Annotated in this window: 13 protein-coding genes and 2 tRNA genes; 6 read left to right on the top strand and 9 right to left on the bottom strand. The window is 68.6% G+C overall.

Annotated features, from left to right (window positions below):
• Positions 1-19 precede the first annotated feature (19 nt).
• From flhB to recA, 3 genes are all read left to right on the top strand, one after another.
• On the top strand, positions 20-1,087 hold the full coding sequence (gene flhB, locus ASF49_RS07705) for a flagellar biosynthesis protein FlhB (protein WP_056470225.1): 1,068 nt from the start codon (positions 20-22) through the stop codon (positions 1,085-1,087).
• A 135-nt stretch (positions 1,088-1,222) separates the two neighbouring features.
• Positions 1,223-3,901 carry a cell cycle histidine kinase CckA gene (gene cckA / locus ASF49_RS07700; protein ID WP_056470220.1) on the top strand — a complete coding sequence of 893 codons (2,679 nt, stop codon included), beginning with the start codon at positions 1,223-1,225 and terminating at the stop codon, positions 3,899-3,901.
• 142 nt (positions 3,902-4,043) lie between these two features.
• Entirely contained in the window at positions 4,044-5,135 is a 1,092-nt protein-coding gene (gene recA, locus ASF49_RS07695; RefSeq protein WP_056470214.1) for a recombinase RecA, read from the top strand.
• A gap of 123 nt (positions 5,136-5,258) precedes the next feature.
• Here recA and ASF49_RS07690 read toward each other — a convergent pair whose 3' ends face one another.
• The 3 genes from ASF49_RS07690 to ASF49_RS07680 all read right to left on the bottom strand — a co-directional run bounded on the left by ASF49_RS07690 (position 5,259) and on the right by ASF49_RS07680 (position 7,413).
• Positions 5,259-5,594, bottom strand: a complete 336-nt coding sequence (locus tag ASF49_RS07690; RefSeq protein ID WP_243214635.1) for a c-type cytochrome — start codon at positions 5,592-5,594, stop codon at positions 5,259-5,261.
• A 2-nt stretch (positions 5,595-5,596) separates the two neighbouring features.
• The gene (locus ASF49_RS07685) at positions 5,597-6,886 is read right to left on the bottom strand and encodes a PQQ-dependent sugar dehydrogenase (RefSeq protein WP_056470210.1); all 1,290 of its coding nucleotides are present in this window, start codon (positions 6,884-6,886) and stop codon (positions 5,597-5,599) included.
• A 110-nt stretch (positions 6,887-6,996) separates the two neighbouring features.
• A complete protein-coding gene (locus tag ASF49_RS07680) occupies positions 6,997-7,413 on the bottom strand; it encodes an MAPEG family protein (RefSeq protein ID WP_056470207.1) in 417 nt (138 codons plus the stop codon).
• A 213-nt stretch (positions 7,414-7,626) separates the two neighbouring features.
• On the opposite strand from ASF49_RS07680, the gene alaS reads away from it, so the two are divergent.
• Complete coding sequence (gene alaS, locus ASF49_RS07675; RefSeq protein WP_056470202.1) at positions 7,627-10,290, top strand: alanine--tRNA ligase; 2,664 nt, start codon at positions 7,627-7,629, stop codon at positions 10,288-10,290.
• A gap of 48 nt (positions 10,291-10,338) precedes the next feature.
• On the opposite strand, the gene ASF49_RS07670 is transcribed toward alaS, so the two are convergent.
• From ASF49_RS07670 to ASF49_RS07650, 5 genes are all read right to left on the bottom strand, one after another.
• Complete coding sequence (locus ASF49_RS07670; RefSeq protein WP_056470199.1) at positions 10,339-10,767, bottom strand: DUF2147 domain-containing protein; 429 nt, start codon at positions 10,765-10,767, stop codon at positions 10,339-10,341.
• 97 nt (positions 10,768-10,864) lie between these two features.
• Complete coding sequence (locus ASF49_RS07665) at positions 10,865-11,419, bottom strand: hypothetical protein (RefSeq protein WP_056470196.1); 555 nt, start codon at positions 11,417-11,419, stop codon at positions 10,865-10,867.
• A 145-nt stretch (positions 11,420-11,564) separates the two neighbouring features.
• Positions 11,565-11,640, bottom strand: a tRNA-Ala gene (locus ASF49_RS07660).
• 247 nt (positions 11,641-11,887) lie between these two features.
• Positions 11,888-11,963 (bottom strand) — tRNA-Ala (locus ASF49_RS07655).
• Positions 11,964-12,129: 166 nt separating this feature from the next.
• Complete coding sequence (locus tag ASF49_RS07650) at positions 12,130-12,522, bottom strand: TIGR02300 family protein (RefSeq protein ID WP_082510980.1); 393 nt, start codon at positions 12,520-12,522, stop codon at positions 12,130-12,132.
• A 276-nt stretch (positions 12,523-12,798) separates the two neighbouring features.
• Between ASF49_RS07650 and aroA the strand changes: the two genes are divergently transcribed.
• Both aroA and cmk read left to right on the top strand, forming a co-directional pair.
• The gene (gene aroA, locus ASF49_RS07645) at positions 12,799-14,148 is read left to right on the top strand and encodes a 3-phosphoshikimate 1-carboxyvinyltransferase (RefSeq protein WP_056470369.1); all 1,350 of its coding nucleotides are present in this window, start codon (positions 12,799-12,801) and stop codon (positions 14,146-14,148) included.
• Between the two features lie 5 nt (positions 14,149-14,153).
• Complete coding sequence (gene cmk / locus ASF49_RS07640) at positions 14,154-14,786, top strand: (d)CMP kinase (RefSeq protein ID WP_056470190.1); 633 nt, start codon at positions 14,154-14,156, stop codon at positions 14,784-14,786.
• A gap of 87 nt (positions 14,787-14,873) precedes the next feature.
• Here the strand turns inward: cmk and gltA are convergent, their stop codons facing one another.
• A complete protein-coding gene (gene gltA / locus ASF49_RS07635; RefSeq protein ID WP_056470188.1) occupies positions 14,874-16,163 on the bottom strand; it encodes a citrate synthase in 1,290 nt (429 codons plus the stop codon).
• Positions 16,164-16,356 lie beyond the last annotated feature (193 nt).

The following is a 16,356-nucleotide window of genomic DNA, read 5'->3' as shown; positions in this document are numbered from 1 at the left end:
CGCCAGGGAGGCCTGAGCGGTGGCGGACGATTCCGATCCGGAAGACAAGACCGAAGACCCGACTCCACGGCGGATCGAGAAGGCGATCGAGCAGGGCAACGTTCCCAACAGCCCCGAGATCAACACCTTCTTCATCCTGGCCGCCTTCACCATGGCCCTGCTCATGGCCTCGGGCATGATCGCCCAGAACCTCGTGGCGAGCCTGCGCGGCTTCCTGATGAATGCCCACATGGTTCCGTCGGACCCGACGGCCTACACCGAGATGGGCGTGCGCACGCTCATCATCTGCGCCCAGGCGCTGGCGGTGCCGATCGGCCTCGTGGTGGTGGCCGGTCTCGCCGCCGGCCTGATCCAGCATCCCTTCGTCTTCAGCACCGAGGCCCTCGGGCCCAAGTGGGACCGGGTCTCGCCGATGGCCGGCGTGAAGCGTGTCTTCGGGATGGAAGCGCTGTTCCAGTTCCTGAAAGGGCTCGCCAAGCTCGGCATGGTCGGCGTGGTGGCCGGCACCATCCTGTGGGGCGAGCGCGACCGGATGGAGGTGTTCGCGCGCCTCGATCCCGCCGCCGTCCTCGCGGCGATCCTCACCCTGGCCCTCAAGCTGATGGCGGGCATGCTCGGGGTCTTCATCGCCATCGCCCTCGGCGACGCCCTCTACCAGCGCTTCCGCTGGCGCCAGCGCCTGCGCATGTCCAAGGAGGAGATGAAGCAGGAGCACAAGGAAAGCGAAGGCAGCCCCGAGGTGAAGGGCCGCATGAAGCAGATCCGCGCCCAGCGCGTGAAGAAGCGGATGATGGCCGCCGTCCCCACCGCCACCGTCATCGTGACGAACCCGACGCACTACGCGGTGGCCCTACGCTACGAGGCCGGCATGGCCGCGCCCATCTGCGTGGCCAAGGGTGTCGACTCGCTGGCTCTCAAGATCCGCGCGGTGGCCAAGGACCATGATGTCCCGATCCTCGAGAACCCGCCGCTCGCGCGCGCGCTGCACGCCACCGTCGAGATCGACCAGGAGATCCCGGCGGAGCATTACCGCGCGGTGGCCGAGGTCATCGGCTACGTCATGCGCCTGCGCCGGCGGGCCGCGTGAGGATTGGCGCTTGCGCTCGCCACGCTTTATGCACCCTCTTTCGTGAGAATTCTCGGCGACATACGCCGGTTTGCCCTTGCTGCGAGCGGAAGCGGGGCGCTAACCGGATGGGCTTCAGGGGTGGGTCGGCGGCGGATGGTTGAGTTCAGCGGACACGGCAAGCCCGCGTCGAACGCGATCGATCGCTCGGAGCGGCCCGGACGCGTCGGGCTCCTTCTCGTCCTCGCGGGCCTCCTCGTCGGGGCGGCCGTCGGCCTGTCCTTCGTCGCGAGCGAGCAGGCGCAGCCGCTGATCCTCGGCCTCCTGGCGCTCCTCGCCATGGCGGGCGTGTTCTGCCTCTTCGCCCTCGCCATCGGGGCGATCCAGTTCGCGGGTCAGACCACGCGCGACGACATCACCAAGGCGATCGTCGACGCGGCGCCCGAGGGCGCGATCGTGGTCGAGGAAGGCGGGCGCCTGATCTACGCGAACGAATCCTACCTGCGCCTCGCCGGCGGCGAGACCTTTGCCAGCCTGCGGCCGGTGGAGCGGGTCTTCGTCGGTTCGCCGGAGGTCTCCGAGGCGGTCTATCGCCTCGCCCAGGCGTCCCGCGACGGCCTCGGCCACGCCGAGGAGATCCGGATGGCTCCGCCGCCCGGAAGTGCCGCCGAACGCGCCTTCGCGTGGTTCCGCATCGGCGTACGCCCGATCGAACGGCCCCGGCGCGCCGCGACCCTGTGGACGGTGAGCGACATCACCCACGAGCGCGAGCGCCAGGAGAACGTCTTCCAGGAGCTCCAGCACGCGATCGACTACCTCGACCACGCCCCCGCCGGCTTCCTCTCGATCGATCCGGCCGGCTCGATCGTCTACATGAACGCGACCCTGGCGGCCTGGCTCGGCTACGACCTCGCGACGGTCGGCTCCGGCGGCCTGCGCCTGCCCGAGATCGCCCCCGGCGCCGACGTCCTCACCGCCTCCGAGGGCTTGCCGGGCGAAGTCCGGACCGACCGGTTCGACCTCGACCTGCGCCGCCGCAACGGCCATCCGCTCCCGGCGCGCCTCTACCATCGCGTCGCCTTCGGCCAGGACGGCCGGCCCGGCCCATCGCGTACCTTCGTGCTCAACCGCTCGGCCGGCGCCGAGAGCGACGAGCCCCAGCGCGTCGCCGAGGTGCGGCTCGCGCGCTTCCTGAACAACAGTCCGATCGCCATCGCGACCCTGGACCAGGGCGGCCACATCGCCCGCGCCAACGCCTCCTTCGCCCGCCTGTTCGGCGGCCTCCCGCGCCAGGCGCTCCCCGACGGGCGCAACGACCTGCAGGGCGAACCCACCATGTGGGACGCGGTCGCCGAACGGGATCGCGCGGGCCTGGAGGCGGCCCTGGGCAAGGCCGCGGCCGGCCTCGTCGAGGTCGAGCCCATCGAGATCGCCCTGTCGGGTCCCGGCAACCGGTCGGCCCGCGTCTGGCTGAGCCCGGCAGGCGGCGAGGCGACCGGGGTCGGACGGGACGAGGCCGAGCAGAGCGACCGCGAGCGGGTCATCCTCTACGCCCTCGACACCACCGCGCAGCGCCAGCTCGAGCAGCAGGTGGCGCAGGCGCAGAAGATGGACACGGTGGGCCAGCTCGCCGGCGGCATCGCGCACGACTTCAACAACGTCCTGCAGGCGATCATCGGCTACTCGGACCTGCTCCTGGCCAGCCACCGGCCGACCGACCCGGCCTTCCAGGACATCATGCAGATCAAGCAGAACGCCAACCGGGCCGCGAGCCTGGTGCGCCAGCTGCTGGCCTTCTCGCGGCGCCAGACCCTGCGTCCGGAGGTGATGAATGTCGGCGAGGCGCTGTCCGACCTGACCTTGCTGCTCAAGCGCCTGCTCGGCGAGCGCGTCGACCTCGACCTGAAGCACGGACGCGACATCTGGCCGATCAAGGCCGACGTCAACCAGTTCGAACAGGTCATCGTGAACCTCGCGGTCAACGCCCGCGACGCGATGCCGGAGGGCGGGCGCCTGCTGATCCGCACCGCCAACGTCGCGCACGAGGCCGTGCCGAGCGAGAACCGCGTCGGCATGCCGGTGGGCGACCACGTGCTGATCGAGGTCCTGGACACCGGGCAGGGCATCCCGCCCGACGTCATGGAAAAGATCTTCGAACCGTTCTTCACCACCAAGGAGATCGGCAAGGGCACCGGCCTCGGCCTCTCGACGGTGTTCGGCATCGTCAAGCAGAGCGGCGGCACCATCGACGTGCGCTCCACGGTGGGCGAGGGCACCGCCTTCCGGATCTACTTCCCCCGCCACGAACCCACCGCCGAACCCGCGCCCGAGACGGACGTCGCGCTGGCGCCCCCGTCGCAGCAGACGACCGCCGCCATCGCGGCCGGCCGGCTCAAGGGAACCTCGGACCGCGCGCGACCCGACGGCGAGAAGCCCGCGCCCCGCAAGCCCGCGCCGGACCATACCGGCCAGGGCGTGATCCTGCTGGTGGAGGACGAGGACCCCGTGCGCGCCGTCAACAGCCGCGCGCTCTCGGCCCGCGGCTATACGGTATTGGAGGCCGCCTCCGGCCTCGACGCCCTGCGGATCATCGCCGAGACTACCGAGACCATCGACCTCGTCGTCTCGGACGTGGTGATGCCCGAGATGGACGGGCCGACCCTGCTGCGCGAGCTCCGCAAGCAATCCCCCGACCTCAAGGTGATCTTCGTCTCGGGCTACGCGGAGGATGCCTTCCGCAAGAACCTCCCCGACGGCGAGGATTTCAACTTCCTGCCCAAGCCCTTCAGCCTGAAGCAGCTCGTCGAGACGGTGAAGGAGATCATCGCCCGCTGAGGGGCGACGCCGGCGAATTCGTGGCCCCAGAACCGCGAATTCTCCGGCGCAGCCCTTGTCCGATGAGAACAAAACGGGTACACAATCGGCAACCGAGGCGCATTGAGCCTTGCTCCTCCCCCATGCATAAGGATGCCGACGAATGGCCCAGCCCGCGCTGAAAGTTGTGGAATCCCCGATGGTGGACAAGGACAAGGCGAAGGCGATCGACGCCGCGCTGTCGCAGATCGAGCGGGCCTTCGGCAAGGGCTCGATCATGCGCCTGGGCAAGAACGACAAGGTCCAGGAGGTCGAGGTGGTCTCCACCGGCTCGCTCGGCCTCGACATCGCCCTCGGCGTCGGCGGCTTGCCCCGTGGCCGCGTCATCGAGATCTACGGCCCGGAATCCTCGGGCAAGACCACGCTCGCCCTGCACACCATCGCCGAAGCCCAGAAGAAGGGCGGCGTCTGCGCCTTCGTCGATGCCGAGCATGCCCTCGACCCGGTCTACGCGCGCAAGCTCGGCGTGCAGCTCGACGACCTCCTGATCTCGCAGCCCGATACCGGCGAGCAGGCCCTCGAGATCACCGACACCCTGGTGCGCTCGGGCGCCATCGACGTGCTGGTGGTCGATTCGGTGGCGGCCCTGACGCCGCGGGCCGAGATCGAGGGCGAGATGGGCGATTCGCAGCCCGGCCTCCAGGCCCGCCTGATGAGCCAGGCCCTGCGCAAGCTCACCGGATCGATCTCGCGCTCGAAGTGCATGGTCATTTTCATCAACCAGATCCGCATGAAGATCGGCGTGATGTACGGCAGCCCCGAGACGACCACGGGCGGCAACGCCCTGAAGTTCTACGCCTCGGTGCGCCTCGACATCCGCCGCATCTCGACCCTGAAGGATCGCGACGAGGCCATCGGCAACCAGGTCCGCGTGAAGGTCGTCAAGAACAAGGTCGCGCCGCCCTTCAAGCAGGTCGAGTTCGACATCATGTTCGGCGAAGGCGTCTCGAAGGTCGGCGAGCTCATCGACCTCGGGGTCAAGGCCGGAATCGTCGAGAAGTCCGGCGCCTGGTTCTCTTATGCCAGCCAGCGCCTCGGCCAGGGCCGCGAGAACTCGAAGGGCTTCCTGCGCGACAACCCGGAGATCGCCGGCAAGATCGAAGCCTCGATCCGCCAGAATTCCGGCCTCGTCGCCGAGAAGATCCTCGAGAATGCCAAGCCGACCGAAGACGAGCTCGACGAGGGCGAAGCCTGAGGAAGGTACTCTCCGCCGAGCGGCGGAGAAGTGGTTGCTCGCAGACGAGGAAGGCCGCCGGGACACACCCGGCGGCCTTCTTCATTTGAAGCCTTCAGCGTCTCGGCCAAACGGACCTGCCGCCTATCCCGGCGGAAGAACGTCGATCTGGATCCCCGCGTAGTGGGCGGCCAGATCGGCGATCTCCGCGTCGGTCAGGGGCTTTGCCACGACGTTCATGATCTCGTTGCGGCGAACGCCATCCCGATACTCCGTCAGCGCCTTGACCAGGTAGGGCTCGACCTGACCCGAGAGATTCGGGGCTTCGGGCAGCTTCGAGACTCCGTCGAGGCCGTGGCAGGTCTGGCAGGCGATGGCGGCCTTGCGTCCGGCCTTCGCGTCGCCTGCCTGTGCAGCCGACGGGATCGTGGCGGATGCGAGCAGGCAGAGCAGCGCCGTGGTGTGACGGGCGCGGATCACCCTCACTTTCCCTCGTACGAGATGCGGTAGATCGCGCCGGCCGTGTCGTCGGCCACGAGGAGCGAGCCGTCGAGGAGCACCGCCACGTCGGTGGGGCGGCCGAGATACTCACCGTCCTGGGTCAGCCAGCCTTCGGCGAAGGGCTTCGGCGCGCCGGCCTTTCCATCCTTGTCGACGGGCACGAACATGATCCGGGCCCCGAGCGGCTGAGTCCGGTTCCAGGAGCCGTGCTCGGCGGTGAAGATGCCGCCCTTGTAGGCGTCGGGGAACATGCGCCCGTTGTAGAAGGTCATGCCGAGATCGGCCGCGTGCGGCGGCAATTCGGCCTGCGGGAAGACCACGTCCTTCGGCGGCGTCTCGTCCTTGTACTCGACGGTACGGACATGGCCGCCGCCGAACCACGGGAACCCGAAGTTCTCGCCGGCCTTCGAGATGCGGTTCAGCTCGCCGGGCGGGATGTCGTCGCCCATGCCATCGACCTGGTTGTCGGTGAACCACAGCGCCTTGTCGGCGGGGTTGAAGTCCATGCCGACCGAATTGCGGATGCCGGTCACGTAGACCTCGCGGTTCTTGCCGTCGGCATCCATGCGGACGATGCCGCCGATGCCGGTCTTGGCGTAGAGGTCGCGCTTGGCCGCGGGCGGCACGTTGTAGGGCTGCCCGAGGGAGATGTAGGTCTTGCCATCGGGACCGACCCGGCACATCCGGGCGGTGTGATTGTAGCTCTCCTCGGCGGCCGGGATCAGGTCGCCCTGCTTCACCAACACGCCGGCGGCGACGTCGGGGCTCTCGTAGAAGAACTCCGCTGCCGGGAAGGACAGGACCCGGTTCTGCTCGACGATGGTCAGGACGCCGTCCTTCGAGAAGCAGACGCCGTTGGGGATCTTGAAGTCGATGCCGGGCGCGAAGGCCCGGACCTCGTCGCCGACGCGGTCCTTGTCGCGGTCGGTGACCGTGTAGACCTTCGACTTGCGGGTTCCGACGAACAGCACGCCGGCATTGGGCCCGACCGCGATCGAGCGGGCATCCGGCACCACGGCGTAGAGGTCGATCTTGAAGCCCTCGGGCAGCTTGATCTTGGCGAGCGTCTTGCGCAACGCGTCGGCGCGGCGGCCGGTCTGGGGAATCTCCGGCGCCTCGGCTGTGCCGGTGCTCTGCATCCCCCCGAGCTTCTCGAGGGCGTCGGCCTTCGCCTTGGTCTCGGCGGGGGCCGCGCCCTGCGCGAGGGCGCCGGCTGTGAGCGCCAGCGCGGCACAACCGGCCAGCAGCGTTGCGGTGAGGACCGATCGCATGGATGTCTCCCGGAATCCGCCCGCATGATCGGGGCGGTTGAGCTCCGACGATATGCGCCTGCCGGGCGCGCCGACAAGGGGAGGAGCGCGGTCGCCGTGCCGCCGGTGCCTCAGGGCGTGTAGGGCAGAAGCTTGATGAACAGGCCCCACAGCACGAACAGGATGCCGGCGATCGAGACCAGCCAGACCAGGGACCGCACCTTCGGAATGCCGAAGCCGTAGACGGGCAGGTAGACCAGCCTGGCGAAGAAGTAGAGATAGGCACCGAGGACCACCGCCGTATTGTGCCGGCCGGTCGCCACGCAGGCGAGGACGAGGGCGGCGAAGATTGGGAAGGTCTCGAAGAAGTTCTTCGACGCCTTCTCCAACCGGCTCGCAGCGCCCGTCACCTCGGGCGTCGGGCCCTCGCGGTTGCTGGACGCCCACCCGAAGCCGCCTCGCTGCTGCACGCCGCTCATGGAGGCGGCGATGACGTGGACGAGGCCGAGCAGGCAGGACCAGGCAAGTAGGCGTATTTCGACCGGCATGGCGGGATGTCCGTGTTGGAAAGAGAGATGCGTTCCTAGCTCGGCGGTGAGCAAAAGCGAAACGACCGTGACTTGCGCCGGAACGCTCCTTATGAGTGCGCCAGCGTGGGACACCTCCAAACTGGCGGGGCGCTCCGCGCGCGGCATGCGTGCGCATCGGACGAGCCCGGCGCGTCCGCATCCGGCGGCACCCTACGATAGAGTTGTGATGCGATGAGCGGCGTCAACGAGATCCGGTCGACCTTCCTCGACTACTTCGCAGCAGCGGGCCACGAAGTGGTGCCGTCCTCCTCGCTCGTGCCCCGCAACGACCCGACGCTGATGTTCACGAATGCCGGGATGGTGCAGTTCAAGAACGTCTTCACCGGCGTCGAGAAGCGGCCCTACGACCGCGCGACCACGGCGCAGAAGTGCGTCCGCGCCGGCGGCAAGCACAACGATCTCGACAATGTCGGCTACACCGCCAGGCACCACACCTTCTTCGAGATGCTCGGCAACTTCTCCTTCGGCGATTATTTCAAGCCGCGGGCGATCGAACTGGCCTGGAACCTGATCACCAAGGAGTTCGGCCTTTCCAGGGACCGGCTCCTGGTGACCGTCTACGCCGACGACGACGAGGCCGCCGAGCTCTGGCGCAAGATCGCGGGCTTCTCGGACGACCGCATCATCCGCATCGGCACCTCCGACAATTTCTGGCAGATGGGCGATACCGGCCCCTGCGGGCCGTGCTCCGAGATCTTCATCGACCAGGGGCCGACGCTGCAGGGCGGCCCGCCCGGCTCGCCGGACGAGGACGGCGACCGCTTCCTCGAATTCTGGAACCTCGTGTTCATGCAGTACGAGCAGGTGGAGCCGGGCAACCGCTTGGCACTGCCGCGCCCCTCCATCGACACCGGCATGGGACTGGAGCGCATGGCCGCGATCCTCCAGGGGGTGAAGAGCAACTACGACACCGACCTGTTCCGGGCGCTCATCGACGCCGTGAGCCACGCGGTCGGCCGCCCGCCGGAGCCCGGCAACGTCGCCTCGTATCGGGTCATCGCCGACCATCTGCGCGCCGCCGCGTTCCTCGTGGCCGACGGCGTTCTGCCGGGCAACGAGGGCCGCGGCTACGTCCTGCGCCGCATCATGCGCCGCGCCATGCGCCACGCCGAGCTCCTCGGCTCGCGCGAGCCGATGATGTACCGCCTCGTGCCGACGCTCCTGCGCGAGATGGGCCAGGCCTATCCGGAACTGACCCGCGCGGAGGGACTCATCGGCGAGACTCTGCGCCTCGAGGAAACCCGGTTCCGCCGCACCCTGGAGCGCGGCCTCGCGATCCTCGACGCCGAGAGCCGCGACCTGAGCAGCGGTCAGAATCTCTCGGGCGAAACCGCCTTCACCCTCTACGACACCTACGGCTTTCCCCTCGACCTCACCCAGGATGCCTTGAAGGCGCGCGGCATCGGCGTCGACACGGAAGCCTTTGGCCAGGCCATGGAGCGCCAGCGCAACGCCGCCCGTGCCGCCTGGACAGGCTCCGGCGAAGCCGCCACCGAGACGGTCTGGTACGGCCTGAAGGAGCGCGTCGGTGCCTCCGAGTTCCTCGGCTACGAGACCGAGAGCGCCGAGGGCATCGTCACCGCCCTGCTGCGCGACGGCGCCGAGACGGAAAGCCTCACGGCGGGCGAAACCGGCCTCGTCCTCGTCAACCAGACGCCGTTCTACGGCGAATCCGGCGGCCAGGTCGGCGATACGGGCACCCTGTCGGCCTCGGGCCTCAAGGCACGCGTCGCGGCCACGGAGAAGAAGCTCGGAGACCTGTTCGTTCACCACGTCACCGTGGATGCGGGCACGCTGTCGCTGAACCAGGCCGTGGAACTCGCCGTCGACCACGGCCGCCGCTCCGCGATCCGCGCCAATCACTCGGCCACCCACCTGCTGCACGAGGCCCTGCGCCAGGTGCTCGGCGACCACGTCGCCCAGAAGGGTTCGCTGGTTTCCCCGGACCGCCTGCGCTTCGACTTCAGCCACCCGAAGCCGATGGACGAGGCCGAGATCCGGGCAGTCGAGGACATCGCCAACGCGGTGCTGCTGCAGAATACGCCGGTGGTCACCAAACTGATGGCGGTGGACGAGGCGATCGAGTCCGGCGCCCGCGCGCTGTTCGGCGAGAAGTATGGCGACGAGGTCCGCGTGGTCTCCATGGGTGAGCCGGTCGCGGGCGAGGGCGGGCGCACCAAGGCCTTCTCGGTGGAGCTCTGCGGCGGCACCCATGCCGGGCGCACCGGGGAGATCGGCCAGGTCTCGGTCGTCGCCGAGAGCGCGGTCGGTGCCGGCGTGCGCCGCATCGAGGCGCTGACCGCGGATGCCGCGCGGCGCCACCGTGCCGAGGAGAGCCGGACGCTCGCACAGATCGCGGGCCTGCTGAAAGCCTCCCCTGCCGACGTGCCGGACCGCCTCGCGTCCCTGATCGAGGATCGCCGCCGCCTCGAGCGCGACCTCACCGACGCGCGCAAGAAGATCGCCATGGGCGGCGCCGGCTCGGGCGGCGACGACGGCATCGCGGAAATCGCCGGCGTGAAGGTCATGGCCCGGGTGGTCGAGGGCGTCGAGATGCGCGACCTCAAGAGCCTCGCCGACGAGGGCAAGACCCGCCTCGGCTCCGGCATCGTCGCCATCGTGGGCGTCGCCCCCGACGGCAAGGCCGGTCTCGTCGTCGGCGTGACCCCCGATCTCACCGAGCGCTACGACGCCGTGGCGCTGGTCCGGGCCGGCGCGGGGCATCTCGGCGGCAAGGGCGGCGGCGGACGCCGCGACATGGCCCAGGCCGGCGGCCCGGAGGGCGCGGGCGCCCAGGCGGCCATCGACGCGATCCGCGCCGCGCTCGCCGCCTGACCCTGGAAGGACCGCCCCTCCGCGCAATCCGGAGGGGCGGACGGTCGCTCAGTTCACGCGCTTCCAGCTCTGGGTCTTGCAGAAGACGCTCATCACGCAGCCCGAGACCTCGACGGTGTCGGGACCCTTGATGGTCATGGTGCCGGCGTAGGTCTTGCCGTCGTTGGGGTTGTACAGCGTCCCCTCGTAACCCTTCGTCCCGGCGGTGCGGGTGTTCATGATCTGCACGCCGACCAGGCTGCGGGAGCGCAGGGCTGGATCCGGATTCTTGGCGTCGAGCCCCGGACCGGCGACGCTCGTCAGCGTGCCGCAATAGCCGTCGCCGCAGCGGCTGATCCGCACCTTCGACGCACCGGTCTCGGTCAGCCACAGGCCCGAGGCGTCCTTCCCCTGCTGGGCCGTCGCCACGCCCTCGAGAAGGACCGTGAGCGCCACCGCGCATCCGACACTCCGCAGCACCCGTCCCGTGATCGCCATGTCCGAATTCCTCGACCTGAGCCCCTTCAGGGCGAGGGGCATAGCGCGAGGCCTCGGCACTGGCCAGACCTCATGCGAGAAGGCCATGGCCCCTGGTTCAGGCGGCCCCTAGGACCGCCCCGGTATAGACCTCGCCGACCTCGCACAGGGGCAGGCCGTCCTTCCGCAGGAGCAGCGCTTCGATCGCGAAGAGCGGTTCGGCGAGCCCGGCCTTGTCCGGGATAGCGGCAGCGGACAGGAGGCGGAGGGACAGGGTCCGGCGCGAGGGCGACAACGCCTGCACGACGCGCCCGAAGGGCACCTCGCTGGTCTCAAGGAGCCAATTCATCGCCGGTGTGAGGCGCGACGGGACGTACCAGTTCTCGGCCTCCGACAGGACGAGGGGTCCGCAGGTCAGGCGGACCCGGCGATAGCGCACGAGCGCTTCGGGGGGCACCGCGAGGCGTTCCCGCTGAGCCGGGCTTGCGGGGCGCTCGGGCGCCGGGACCGCATGAGCGACGAGACCCGGGTCCTGCGCGAGACCGCGTTCGAGGCACCATTGCTCCAGGACCGCCGTGGCGCTCGGGCCGGCGAGCAGGCGATCACGGAGGTCGGTCAGGAGGGTCGACGCAGCAGGGATCGTGACCGGGTCGCCGGGGAGGGACGTCGCCATGAACACCGAAGCCCTGAGCACCGAACCACGTCCAATTCACCTGCATCGCGCGACGTCGTGGCCGTCGCGCGTGCTCATACCGCACCGCCATACGCAGGAGGTGCGGAAAGGTCCACGTCGATGTCGAGGCATTTCAGGGAAGTTTTGGTGGAGCCTAACGGGATCGAACCGATGACCTCTTCCATGCCATGGAAGCGCTCTCCCAGCTGAGCTAAGGCCCCACTCTCAACACCTTGGCGTCTGGACCGCTCAAGATGGTCGTTCGCACCGGAAGGCCCTGAGCCGCACCGGCGATGGCGGTGACATACTGGGATCGGGCCGCCGCCTCAACCCCTATTTCGCACGCATGCCGTTTTCCTCGGGATCGAGACCGCGCCGCGACGAGGCAGGCGAAACGCAAAGAACCGCACGACGCGGGCGCATCGGGCGGGTGGCGGCAGGAGGGATATCAAAGTGTCAGAGCGAGATTGGTGGAGCCTAACGGGATCGAACCGATGACCTCTTCCATGCCATGGAAGCGCTCTCCCAGCTGAGCTAAGGCCCCACTCTCAACACCCCGGATCCTGGAAATCCCGGGGTGGTCTTCGTCGGCGGGCGCTTCGCCCGCCGTCGATAGCGGTCATGTACTGGGGCTTGTCCGCCGCCTCAACCCCCTTTGTGCCCCGCCGGCAAACTTTTTTCCCGGCGAGTTCGAAAGGGGTGGGCGAAGATCAGCTCTCCTCGTCGTTCTCGATGTCACCGTCGATCAGGTCGGCCACGTCATCGTCGCCGGTGTCCTCCTCCTCGAGGAAGGTGTCGTCGGCATCGTCGTTGCTGTCGCCGTCGACGTCCTCGGTCGTCGTATCGGCGTCATCCTCGGCTGCTTCGACCTCGTCGAGGGACACGATCTCCGGACCACCCTTCTCGGCGTCCGTATCCTCGTCGTCATCGGCAGGGGCCGCGGATGCGCGTGCCGCCAGAGCCGGAGCGGCACGGCCGGAGACCGCGGCGACCTGGTAGATCGTTCCGCATTTCGGGCAGGTCGGCGGGTCGTTGTCGAGGTCGTAGAACTTGGCGCCGCAGCTCATGCATTGACGCTTCAAGCCGAGTTCCGGTCTGGCCACGGGCGAACCTCTAGTACGTGCGATCTTTTGGGAGAGGCGCCCCGTTAGTCGCGTGGGACGCTCCTGTCAAATTCTCCTGCGAATCGTGGGCGTTCCACGCCCGGAACCGCCTTTCCGTGGGGGTTTCCGGACGCGGGGCACCCCGGAAGCGCACCGGTCGGATGACGGCGACAGCGACGCATGTTAACCGGCCCCATGAATTAACCGGCCCCCTGATCGATGCGCCTGCCGGCCAGCCCGCAGGCGCTGCAGCGCCCAGCCGAAAAGTCGACGCCCGTGTCTCATGATTCTCCGCCGCAACCCCTGACCGCTCATGCGGGCCTGCCCCTGCAGGGCAGCCTGCGACCTCCGGGGGACAAATCCATCTCGCATCGCGCGATGATCCTCGGACTCCTCAGCATCGGCGAGACCAACGTCGAGGGACTTCTCGAAGGCGACGACGTCCTGCGTACCGCCGCCGCCGCCCAGGCTCTCGGCGCCGACGTGGAGCGGGTCGGCGAGGGGCACTGGCGCCTCCGCGGCGTCGGGATCGGCGGTCTCAGCGATCCCGAGGACGTGCTCGACTTCGGCAATGCCGGAACCGGCTCGCGCCTGATGATGGGCGTCGTCGGCGGCCAGCCCGTCACCGCGACCTTCGACGGCGACGCCTCCCTGCGAAAGCGGCCGATGCGTCGCATCCTCGATCCTCTAGTGCGCATGGGCGCCGAAGTGGTGAGCGAGGAGGCGGGCGGGCGGGTGCCCCTGACGCTGCGCGGGCCGCGCGAGGCGATCCCGATCACCTACGAGACGCCGGTGGCCTCGGCCCAGATCAAGTCGGCGGTGCTACTGGCTGCGCTGAACGCGCCCGGGACCACGACGGTGATCGAGGCGGCCGCCACCCGCGACCATACCGAGCGGATGCTGCGCCTGTTCGGGGCCGAGGTGACGGTGACGCCCCACGGACCCGACGGGCACGGTCGGACGATCACCCTCACGGGCCAGCCCACTCTGCGCGGCACCAAGGTCGTCGTGCCCGCCGACCCGTCCTCGGCGGCCTTCCCCCTGGTGGCGGCGCTGATCGTCCCGGGTTCCGAGGTGACGCTGGAAGGCGTCATGATGAACCCTCTGCGGATCGGGCTGATCACGACCCTGGTCGAGATGGGCGCCGATATCGAGCGCCTGCGCGAGCGGGAGGAGGGCGGCGAGACAGTCGCGGACCTGCGCGTGCGTGCGAGCCGCCTGCGCGGCGTCGAGGTGCCTCCGGAGCGCGCGCCTTCCATGATCGACGAATACCCGGTGCTCGCCGTTGCCGCCGCCTTTGCCGAGGGCACCACGCGGATGCGCGGCCTGCACGAACTGCGCGTGAAGGAATCCGACCGTCTCGCCGCGGTGGCGGACGGCCTGAGTGCCAATGGGGTCGCCTACGTCGTCGAGGGCGACGATCTCATCGTCCACGGCACCGGCGAGCCGGCGCGGGGCGGCGGCACGGTCGCGACCCATCTCGACCATCGCATCGCCATGGCCTTCCTGGTGATGGGGCTCGCCACCCGCGACCCGGTCACCGTGGACGACGGTGCGATGATCGCCACCAGTTTCCCGAGCTTCCTGCCGACGATGCAGGGCCTCGGCGGCCGGATCGAAGGGTAATCGCGATGCCGATGGTGATCGCGATCGACGGACCCGCCGCCTCGGGCAAAGGCACCCTGGCCAAGCGGCTGGCGACACATTACGGCCTGCCGCACCTCGATACGGGTTTGCTGTACCGGGCCGTCGCCCTGACGGTCATCGACGCAGGCCGCAACCTCGACGATCATCAGGCGGCGGCGCGAGCGGCCGCCAGCCTGATCGCCGACCGCCTCGCCGACCCGCGCCTGCGCGAGCGCGCCATGGGCGAGGCGGCCTCACGCATCTCGGCGGTGCCGGCCGTGCGAGCGGCCCTCCTCGCCTGGCAGCAGCGCTTCGCCGGCAATGCCACCGGCGCGGTGCTGGATGGGCGGGATATCGGGACCGTCGTCTGTCCGAATGCGCAGGTGAAGTTGTTCATCACGGCCAGTCCCGAGGAACGGGCACGCCGGCGCCATCTCGAATTGCTGAGGCGGGGCGAATCGGCAAGTCTCGGGGCGATCCTGGCCGACATCGTCGCACGGGACGCGCGAGACGCGCAGCGCTCCACGGCGCCGCTGAAGGCGGCGGCGGACGCGGTCATCCTCGACACCACCGATCTCGATGCCGACGAGGCCTTCGCGGCCGCCCGCGAGGTCGTGGATCGCGCCCGGCCGCACTGAGAGCGGCCACATCCCCGCCGTTTCGCTGACGCTGTCTTTCAGGAACGAAGGACGCCTCGCCGGATGGTCCGGCGAGGCGGGAACGGATCAGCTGCGCTGATCGATCGGCGTGTACTCGCGCTTGTCGGGACCGATGTAGAGCTGACGCGGACGGCCGATCTTCTGCGAGGGATCCTCAATCATCTCGGCCCACTGGGCGATCCAACCCGTCGTGCGGGCCAGGGCGAACAGCACCGTGAACATCGAGGTCGGGAAGCCCATCGCCTTCAGGGTGATGCCCGAGTAGAAATCGATGTTCGGGTAGAGCTTCTTCTCGATGAAGTAGTCGTCCTTGAGCGCGATCTGCTCGAGCTGCACCGCGACCTCGAGCAGCGGATCGTCCTTGATGCCGAGCTGTCCGAGCACCTCGTGGGTGGTCTTCTGCATGATGCGCGCGCGCGGATCGTAGTTCTTGTAGACCCGGTGACCGAAGCCCATCAGGCGGAACGGGTCGTTCTTGTCCTTGGCCTTCGCCACGTACTTGGCAACGTTCTCCGGATGCCCGATCTCTTCGAGCATCTTCAGCGCCGCCTCGTTGGCGCCGCCATGGGCGGGGCCCCACAGGCAGGCGATGCCGGCCGCGATACAGGCGAAGGGGTTGGCGCCCGAGGAGCCGGCGAGACGGACCGTCGAGGTCGAGGCGTTCTGCTCGTGGTCGGCATGCAGGATGAAGATCCGGTCGAGCGCGCGGGCGAAGATCGGATTGACCTTGAACTCCTCGCAGGGCACCGCGAAGCACATCCGCAGGAAGTTCGAGGTGTAGTCGAGGTCGTTCTTCGGATAAACGAACGGTTGGCCGATGGAGTACTTGTAGGCCATCGCAGCCAAGGTCGGCATCTTGGCGATCATCCGCATCGAGGCGACCATGCGCTGCTGGTCGTCCGAGATATCGGTCGAATCGTGATAGAACGCCGAGAGCGCGCCAACGCAGGCGACCATGATCGCCATCGGGTGCGCGTCGCGGCGGAACCCTTGGAAGAAACGGTTCATCTGGTCATGCACCATGGTGTGGCGCGTGATCCGGTAGTCGAAATCCGCCTTCTGGGCCGGGGTCGGCAATTCGCCGAACAGCATCAGGTAGCAAGTCTCGAGGAAGTCGCCCTGCTCGGCGATCTGCTCGATGGGGTAACCGCGGTAGAGAAGGATGCCCGCATCGCCGTCGATGTAGGTGATCTTCGACTCGCAGGAGGCGGTGGAGGTGAAGCCGGGGTCGAAGGTGAACTTGCCCGTCTTCGCGTAGAGCTTCCCGATGTCGATGACGTCCGGACCGATCGTGCCGGTCTTGATCGGAAGTTCGACGTGGTCGTCGCCCACGGTGATCGTGCTGGAGGCGCTCATGGAGACCTGGACCCTTTCGTGGCAGCGGGGCGGCGGCGGCCCGCGTGGCGATGCAATCGACCACCCGGGTCCGGGATGCAAAGGCAGCGCATGCTGCACTTGCTCACACGAGCATGGGGGTAGCGGATCGGCGGACCGTCATCAACTGACGGCCCGTCTCACCTCGGCGTCGGAGCGAAATCCAGGCCGATTT

Source organism: Methylobacterium sp. Leaf104, from assembly GCF_001422885.1.
Taxonomy (GTDB): Bacteria; Pseudomonadota; Alphaproteobacteria; order Rhizobiales; family Beijerinckiaceae; genus Methylobacterium.
The sequence above is the reverse complement of the archived record's forward strand: the minus strand, read 5'-3'. Positions and strand labels throughout refer to the sequence as shown.